The following is an 8,529-nucleotide window of genomic DNA, read 5'->3' on the forward strand; positions in this document are numbered from 1 at the left end:
GCTAAATAACGACATAATTAACAAGTAGATAGTGATAATGTGGACGTTATTAGATCAGAAAAGAGGCGGGTGTTAAAGCCTTTTTACAAAGTGTGATCCCGCCGTGGTGATGCTATAGTGTTATCAGCGTATAAGTATGAAGGTAATAGCTTCAAAAAAGTCGTTATCGACAAATCAGGTTTTGGTACATAACAAGCCAAGTCAACGGGACAATTTTAAGCCGGCTCCCGTAATTTTAGCCAGCTTAAAAGTAGCCCTGCTTGGGGCGTTAGCACTATATGAGGTTACGATGAAAGTGGTAAGGCAAGTAGAACCTAAAATTTATTATCAGGCAGAAGTATTTCATATTGCGGCAGACGTATTACATGAATCAGAGTTAATGAAGTATCGCGGTGCGCCTTTTATAGTAAATGCTAGTTTCGCGCTTGAATTATATTTGAAATGTTTTGATGGAAAGACAGTTTTTAAAAAACCTTCTGTGTACTGCGAAGGGGTTGTTCAATACGAAGGAGGCATAGGCAGCGCTAGCCAACAAGGTCATAACTTACAGAATTTGTTTGGTGGTTTACCTTGTGAGTACAAAGAGAAAATAGTGAGCAAGTTCGATGCTCTAGATATGGGGTTATCTGCTGAAAGTTTCTTCGAAACAAACAGTAAACATTTCGTTTCATGGCGCTATGGTTTCGAAGGCAATAATGGTAGCTATGTAGCATCTGAAGTGTTGGCAATGCTTTCTGTGCTACAAAGTGTTGGTCAAGAGTACTTTTAGTGCTAACAAAGGACTTAAGAGTGATTCGCAACACTTGGCATTTTGGCTTCGCTCAAGTATAGCCAAACGTTACTCATACCTTAATGCGGCATTAGCCGATAGAAATTTTTATTCGAAATTCGTCTAATACAACCGATGACCTAAAACACTTTTGTCCAAAAAAAAGTTTATTTGACCGCCCACTATTCGCTCTTTTCGGCCATTAATCAGTTACGAGCGGTAAGATTTGGTTGAACTCTTAACCTAAACTGCCAGATCGTGTATGAGCTCACGTCACATCACTTCTTCGACGTACTCAAGTATTAAGCCAAGTTAATGTAGTAGAGGCCGTAACCCACGATAAATGCAGGCACTGCAGAGTAGATGGTGGCAAATAGCGCCGCCCTTGGTGCCAGTGCTATCGCTGGAAATAACGCATCGCCATCGTTAGCAACGGCATTGGCCGCCAGGGCACTAAATGGCACGATGCCTTGTAGGTAAAGCGTTGTTACGACAATCTGGGGGCCACAGCCCGGTAATAATCCGACAATAATGGCCACCAGTGGTGCATACAGCGCATAGTCTTTAAACCAAACCGCGAGATCAAGCCCTAAATACGCGGTAGATAGCTCGTAAAGCAAAAAGCTTGCAACGACCCAAGCGGTCACAAAGTGCGTGTCCTGTAGCACTCTAGTGAGTTTTGACGGAGGGTCGCATTCACCTTCTTCACAGGTGATATCTTTATAGCTTACGCCTTTTGAATTAAGTGCCCACACACACACAGCAAAAAGACACAATGCTGCTCCAAGCCATGCAATTTCTGTATCAAAAGGTGCTAAGTCGACGTTAAAAGCAATCGCGAGCGCAATTGCAAGGCTAGGCAGTAAGCCCAGCTTCCACACCTTACGGCTTAGACTAAACGCACGGCTCGCGTGTAAGGTTTCTTCTTCGACCTCATTGATGGTCTGCGGGACACAAAAGTCGGGTTTATGAATTAAGTGCACACATAGCCCACTCACGATACCCACACAAACGCCCATCGCGATGATAGTGAGGCCTGTCAGGGGCTCTTTGGCGAGTAGCAAAAACGCAGCATCTCCCATCGTCGCAGTAAGCACAGCGACGACTGAAGCAAAGCTCGCTTGTTTTTTGGTAAATTGGGTGACCACGATAATTGCACCACCACAGCCGGGCAGTGCGCCCAATATTGACGCCATGGCGATTTCGAGAATAGGGGATTTGGTACTCAGATAGCTGAGATTAAGCTGTGGAATTCTGTCAACAAGAAAGTAGTACACGAGCAGGGTAGCGGCTACAAAAACGCTGACTTGAAAGAATGCATCACTCAGCGCACTGACCACAATTGGTCTCGCCGTTTCAAATGCCATTAGTACAATAATAACGAGGGGTAAAATCAACCGCTTGTTGAACAATAAACTCACCTTAGCGCCATGTGCTGGTTGAGAGTATCGAAGTAGAGATGAAAACATAAAGTGCAACCCGTGTATTGTCTAAGTTGCACTTTAATTTTATTTCAAATGAAAATCAATATCATTTGCATTATTTTCTTTGAAACTCTGCCGTTGCTTTCCATTTCGGCCACGCGTCTTGCTCAGAGACATCATAGCCAACTTTAAAGAACAGCTGTAGATCCTGTATCGCTCCGCTTAAATCCCACTCTTCACGGTAGCGATCGCAAGGCTGATGATAACAACCGCGCAATACTAAGCCCATACGTTTACGGTAGGTTTCAGTCTCTTCGTCACGTGCTTCGGTTCCACCACCGGCGTACATTGCAGGCACACCCATGTTCGCAAATGCGAAGTGATCAGAGCGATAGTAACCACCAGCGGCAGGACGTGGATCTCCCGAAACGACACGGTCTTGCGCTTTTGCTGCGGTTTCTAGCATTTCATCGAGTTCGGATTTGCCAATCCCAACTACGCTGATGTCTTTTACTTTACCCAATAAATTTAGGCTATCCATATTGATGTTAGCAACGGTTTTCTCTGCTGGAATAACAGGGTTTGCAGCATAAAATTTTGAGCCTAATAGACCTTGCTCTTCAGCCGTCACAGCCAAAAACGTAATTGAACGGCTAGGGCGGGTTGGCAGTTTAGTAAAGGCTTCGGCTACCTCAATCATACCGCCTGTACCGCTGGCATTATCATGCGCACCGTTATAGATCTGGTCGCCTTTACGGTTTGGATCGGTACCTAAATGATCCCAGTGTGCTGAGTAGATGATGTGCTCGTCAGACTTTTTGCTACCTGGTAGGGTGGCGATAAAGTTATACGAAGTTGATTTTTTGATGGTGTTTTTGACGGTAACTGACGCGCTTAGGTTGCCCATATCAACGTGGTATGCGCCTTCAGCAGCTTTTTTCTTTGCAGTGTCAAAATCAAGTCCAGCCTTTTGAAACAGCTCTTTAGCAACGTCTACCGTTACCCAACCTTCAACCGCAACGCGGTCCATATTGTTATTTTCTTTTTGGAAGCCAAACTGTGGGCCACTCCAAGAGTTTTCAACTACGCTCCAAGGATAAGAAGCCGGCGCTGTTTCATGAATAATGATCGCACCTGCTGCGCCTTGGCGTGAAGCTTCTTCGTATTTGTACGTCCAACGACCATAATAGGTCATAGCTTCACCGGTAAATTTACCCGACTCAGGATTAGCAAAACCTGGATCGTTCACTAGCATCACCACTGTCTTGCCTGTCACGTCTAGGCCTTCGTAGTCATTCCAGTCGTACTCTGGAGCATTTACGCCATAGCCAACAAAAACCAGCTCTGAATTTTTGATTGACTCGAGTTCGCTGATACGGGCCGAGCCCATCACCATGTCTTTTTTATATTCGTAGTTTTTGCCACCGATTGTTAACGTCATATTAGGATCGGCTTCAAGCGAAACAAGCGGCACTTCTTGCAAGAAGCTGTTGCCATTACCAGGCTGATAGCCAAGCGCTTTAAAATGTTTGGTTAAATAAGCAAGCGTTAGCTCTTCACCTTTTGTTGACGGAGCACGGCCGCCAAACTCGTCAGAGGCAAGGGTTTTAATATGGGCTCTGAGTTGAGCATCATTAATACTATTGTATGCAGTATCGATGTCTTGGGGGCTGTTGCTAGTGCTAACACAGCCCGCCAGCACCGCCATAGATAAAGCGCTGAGCGTCAGTTTAAGTTTCATAATTGCCTTTCTTTTACTTGTTAGGAACCCATAAGTAGTAACATAAAATGCGTAAAAGTTCGAGCGGGACAAGACGGCTAGAGGAGATAGAAATTAATGAAAATCCGTAGCTGGTATAAAGCACAGCACAATTTTTAATAACTACCTTAATTTTAGCATGCGATTTAGCCTGTTACGCTCATTTACAATTGGCTTTTGCCAAGTATCAGGCGCTTCAGTAAAATAGTCGGCTAATTGCATGATAAGTATCTCAATCAAATGAAAAAGTTTACAGCGCCTGAGGCGTGGCAGGTTGCATGTTTACATGCTGAGCCATTTTCCCATTTAAATCAGCTTTTTGACTTAAAAAGTCAACAAGACTGGCCAAGCCCCGAGTGGTTGTCTTCGCACGTAAACAGCATTAGCTTGCAGCAGTATGATACCCGCTTTGTGGCCGATGAAACGATAGACTTTGGCGATAAATACTATGAAGAGATTATCTTTGAAACCCATCAGGTACCGACGCGTAGTCAAAACTGGCACGACTTATTTGGTGCGTTGATTTGGTGTTTATTCCCAAAAACAAAAGCTTTGTTAAATGCCCTACATATCGAAGAAATAGCACAGTTTGGTTTAAAGCAGCGGAGTAAAAAGCGCAATGCGTTAACACTCTTTGATGAGTGTGGTTTGGTGTTGGCAATCGATGATGATAAATGGCGTGATGCCTTTAAATCACACCAATGGCAGAATGTATTTTACGATAATCGCTCAGAATGGCAGCAAAACCTAAAACCTTTCGTATTTGGTCACGCAAACTACGAGATGCTAACCAATCCCTTTATTGGGCTGACGGGAAAACTGGTGTGTATCAATGTCGATGCCACATTTTGGCAACTTTCATTAAGCGAACAATATCGTTGGTTAGATGACAAATTGGTCGCACTGATCAATGACGGGCTGCTTGAAGACAATACCAAAATGTCACCCATTCCGCTGCTTGGGATCCCAAACTGGCATGAGCCACAAGATTTAGAATTTTATCAAAATACGGACTATTTCAGGCCGAAAAGAAGGAAATAGCATGATAGCTATCAATGGATTAAAAAAACGCTTCGCCCTGACTCGCGAACACAAAAAGAAAAAGAGTCAGACGGATCCTCGCGAGCGTGATGGCTTTTTTCACAGTGTAGAAGAGGTTAACCTGCACTGTGGACAAGGCGAAGTACTTGGATTGCTAGGCCCCAATGGGGCGGGAAAAACCACCACTTTGCGTATGCTCTCAACTGCGCTGACGCCGGATGCAGGTACTATCTTAGTGGATGGTCAGGATATTGTGAAAAAGCCTGTTGTTGCACGCAAAGCCATCGGTTTTTTATCAGGGTCAACTGGTTTATATGGACGTCTTACCGCCAAAGAAAATGTTGAATATTTTGCACGACTTCATGGTTTAAAAGGAAAAGCATTAAAAGCGAAATGTGATGAGCTATTTCAGCGCCTAGAGATGGAAACCTTTCTAGATAAAAGGGCTGAACACCTATCGACCGGTATGAAACAAAAGACCAATATTGCACGGGCGGTGGTACATAACCCTAAAGTAGTGGTACTAGATGAGCCTACGACTGGCCTTGATATTATGACTACACAAACGGTTATCTCGTTTATTCGCGACCTCAAAGCGCGTGGTACACCCGTTATATTTTCTACCCATCACTTAGATGAAGTCGCGTTATTGTGCGATAGGGTGTCTGTTATTGATAAAGGGATCACCTGCTTTGATGGCAGTTTGGCTGATTTCAAAACGAAAGGGCAAAGTGAAGAGCTAAATCAGGCATTTTTGAACTTGTTGACGGGAGCACAGCATGTTTGAGGTATTTTTAAAAGAAATTAGAGAGCTGCTGCGCGACCGCAAAACACTATTCTTTGTGATTGCACTGCCGATGTTGGTATTCCCCGTGATTATGGCGTTAGTAGGCTTTATGGCATCACAAGCCGCTATGGAAGCGGAGCAAGAAGTTCATACGTATTACATCGCAAATGAAGCCTATGCTGAAAAGTTCTCTGAGCAGGTTTTTTATCATAAAAGTTTTAAGAAATATACTGGTGAGCTCAAGCTTGATAGCGTCGAAGCATTGAGTGACGCGGTACGAAGTGGTGTGATCGATGTTGGGGTTTTTATTCCATCCGATCCGGTTGAAAATCTGGAGTCTGGCGTAAAAAGTGAATGGAAAATCGTGTTTAACGATGCACAATCTATCAACTTTATTTACGATCGTTTGTCTAAACTTGCTAAGACGTTTTCTGATGAACTCAGAGCGGAGAAGTTAACCTCACTGGGATTGTCGCAAGCGGAGCAAGCGGCAGTGCTCCAGCCTATATCGATTACTAAAGTGGATACTGCTGACAAACGCGAAAATCTAGGCGAGAAGTTAGGTGCATTTATCCCTTATATGTTGATTCCGCTGGTATTGATGGGGGCAAGCTATCCAGCTATTGATTTAGGAGCCGGAGAGAAAGAACGTGGTACCTTAGAGACGCTGCTATTAACACCAATCTCTCGCACAGAGCTGGTGCTAGGTAAGTTTTTAACTGTATTGAGCAGTTCAATATTCTGTGCGCTTATCACGGTCTCCAGCATGGCGCTGTGGATAGGGATTGCCAGTAGCTTTGTCGAACTAGACGTTATTAAAAACGCCTTCTCGTCGGTTGCATTATTAGACTTTGTGTTGATTTTTGCGTTGTTGCTCCCTGTTGCTGTGATGCTTTCATCGCTAACACTTGCCATTTCAATTTACGCCAGAACCTTTAAAGAAGCACAAAACTACATGGGGCCACTTAGCATGGGGATCTTCATACCTATTGTTATGTCCTTAATGCCAAATATGGAATTAACCGCAAAAACCGCATTGATCCCAATTACCAATGTCGCATTAGCGATAAAAGAGATCATTAAAGGCACGGTTGATTATGGTTACGTCGCATTAATTTTTGGCGCTTCAGCCGTTTTAGCGGCGGGGTTACTCGTGTGCTGCGTTAAATGGTTTAATAAAGAAACCGTATTGTTTAGGTAAAGCTTCAGATAGGTGTGAGTCATTGAGAATTATGGCGTTTTTCTGTACGATAAACGCCATATTCAGCGCTTAACTTTTTGTAATTTAGCCCGCTGCTTATTTGGATAGCTTGCGGAAGTCGTAGGTTTCAATTTTAGTCACTCAAGGAATGTAGGATGACATCAACCTCAGTACTTAAGTCAGTCAGTGAATCAGTTACTAACGGCATTGCCATTTTATTCTTGTTATCGTCGGTTTTTCACTTAGTCGGGTCAAGCTTTTTGGAAGCTCTGATCTACTTAGTGATTTCTTTGTTACTATTTTCATACCGTAACCGTTTAATGTTTGACCCTGCACAAAAGCAGTTTGTTATCACTAAACAACTATCGTTATTGAATATAAATATTCGGCGAATAGACGAGTGTGTGATACCGCTTTCAACAGTGACTGATGTATCTTCGGGTGGTAACAAGCAACTCAATTATATTGGTATAAGTTATCTTTCAGAAAGTGAAGAACCTGCGGTCTATTCATTTTCGTGTTTGCGGCAAGCTGATAAACTCACCGCGCTTTTGTCTGCATCAGATCTTGACCATAACGTTCAACCAACGGCAGGCGCGGATGCAAATAGAAGATCAGCTACGCGCTCAACTCCAACTAGCCTTGCAAGATTATTTCCTTTGTTTATGAATCGCAATCGCGATATTGAAGCGCGATTCTCTGTATTACGATGTGCACTACCGACGCCTAAGCATAAGCAGCATATTGCTTGGATGGTGGCAGGGGCTTTTGCTCTAATGACCTGCTTTATTCTTTACTCGTCACAAAATTACATAGCTGGTTTGGTATTTTTGGTGCTCACGTACTTGAGCTATTGGTTGGCGTCTTTACTTATCAGTAATAAACACTATTTTGTCTATCACTCACCCTGTAACGAAATTAAGGTTGAGGAAGATAGCTTGTTTTTACCTGCGTTACTGTTTACAGATAAACAAGCACGAGAGGTAACAAAGGATGAAGTTAACGATATAAAGGTACACTGGAATACGTTTATAGTCAGCGACTTGGATATGTTAACCGCGTCGACTCGTCGTAATCACGTTGTTGATTTGGTCTTTGATACTGAGTATGGCGCGACGGTTTCACTCTCTGGCATGAGCGTAGAAGCCGAGCCACTTTTACTTGCGTTAACGCATTGGCAATATCCTTTGTCTATTGAGCGCACGGATAAAGCGGTGTTCCCAATGGTGAGGCACTTTCAATATGGCAGTCTAGTATTTATTATCGGTATTATTGTCTGGGCAATGACCACATTTGTGATATAACACACCTGACAAAAGCCGCGACTCTACCTGAATATCGGTATGCTAGAGGCAATAGTATTTTTAATTTATCGCTATCCAGAAACTATTGTACAACCCGTTTTATACCAGTTGTATTAAGTAAATGATCTATCTTGAAGCGGGGAAATAGCTTTAGTAGCACCGCTCTCGCGTCCTGCTACCGCTAAGGTACCTATCTCCATATAGGCAAGGCAAAAATTTTGCTATTTAGTTGTTCTAAATGAGA

At 43.3% G+C, this 8,529-nt stretch carries 7 protein-coding genes; 5 read left to right on the top strand and 2 right to left on the bottom strand.

Translation table 11 applies throughout. The annotated features are described in order from the left end of the window. Positions 1–289: 289 nt before the first annotated feature. A complete protein-coding gene (locus CWC03_RS22170; RefSeq protein ID WP_138583697.1) occupies positions 290–769 on the top strand; it encodes a hypothetical protein in 480 nt (159 codons plus the stop codon). A 302-nt stretch (positions 770–1,071) separates the two neighbouring features. Here CWC03_RS22170 and CWC03_RS22175 read toward each other — a convergent pair whose 3' ends face one another. Further along, on the bottom strand, positions 1,072–2,238 hold the full coding sequence (locus tag CWC03_RS22175) for a putative manganese transporter (protein WP_138583698.1): 1,167 nt from the start codon (positions 2,236–2,238) through the stop codon (positions 1,072–1,074). A gap of 70 nt (positions 2,239–2,308) precedes the next feature. Next, positions 2,309–3,934 carry a M28 family metallopeptidase gene (locus CWC03_RS22180; RefSeq protein WP_138583699.1) on the bottom strand — a complete coding sequence of 542 codons (1,626 nt, stop codon included), beginning with the start codon at positions 3,932–3,934 and terminating at the stop codon, positions 2,309–2,311. Positions 3,935–4,192: 258 nt separating this feature from the next. On the opposite strand from CWC03_RS22180, the gene CWC03_RS22185 reads away from it, so the two are divergent. The 4 genes from CWC03_RS22185 (at position 4,193) to CWC03_RS22200 (ending at position 8,285) form a co-directional block, all read left to right on the top strand. Next, entirely contained in the window at positions 4,193–4,993 is an 801-nt protein-coding gene (locus CWC03_RS22185) for a DUF3025 domain-containing protein (protein WP_045990068.1), read from the top strand. 1 nt (position 4,994) lies between these two features. Then, positions 4,995–5,780 (top strand): ABC transporter ATP-binding protein, encoded by a 786-nt coding sequence (locus CWC03_RS22190; RefSeq protein WP_138583700.1) that lies wholly within the window; start codon positions 4,995–4,997, stop codon positions 5,778–5,780. Beyond that, entirely contained in the window at positions 5,773–6,981 is a 1,209-nt protein-coding gene (locus CWC03_RS22195; protein ID WP_138583701.1) for an ABC transporter permease, read from the top strand. The genes CWC03_RS22190 and CWC03_RS22195 overlap by 8 nt, the downstream gene beginning before the upstream one ends. A 155-nt stretch (positions 6,982–7,136) precedes the next feature. Further along, positions 7,137–8,285, top strand: a complete 1,149-nt coding sequence (locus CWC03_RS22200) for a hypothetical protein (protein WP_138583702.1) — start codon at positions 7,137–7,139, stop codon at positions 8,283–8,285. Positions 8,286–8,529 lie beyond the last annotated feature (244 nt).

The organism is Pseudoalteromonas sp. S2755, assembly GCF_005886535.1.
In the GTDB taxonomy this organism is placed as follows: domain Bacteria; phylum Pseudomonadota; class Gammaproteobacteria; order Enterobacterales; family Alteromonadaceae; genus Pseudoalteromonas.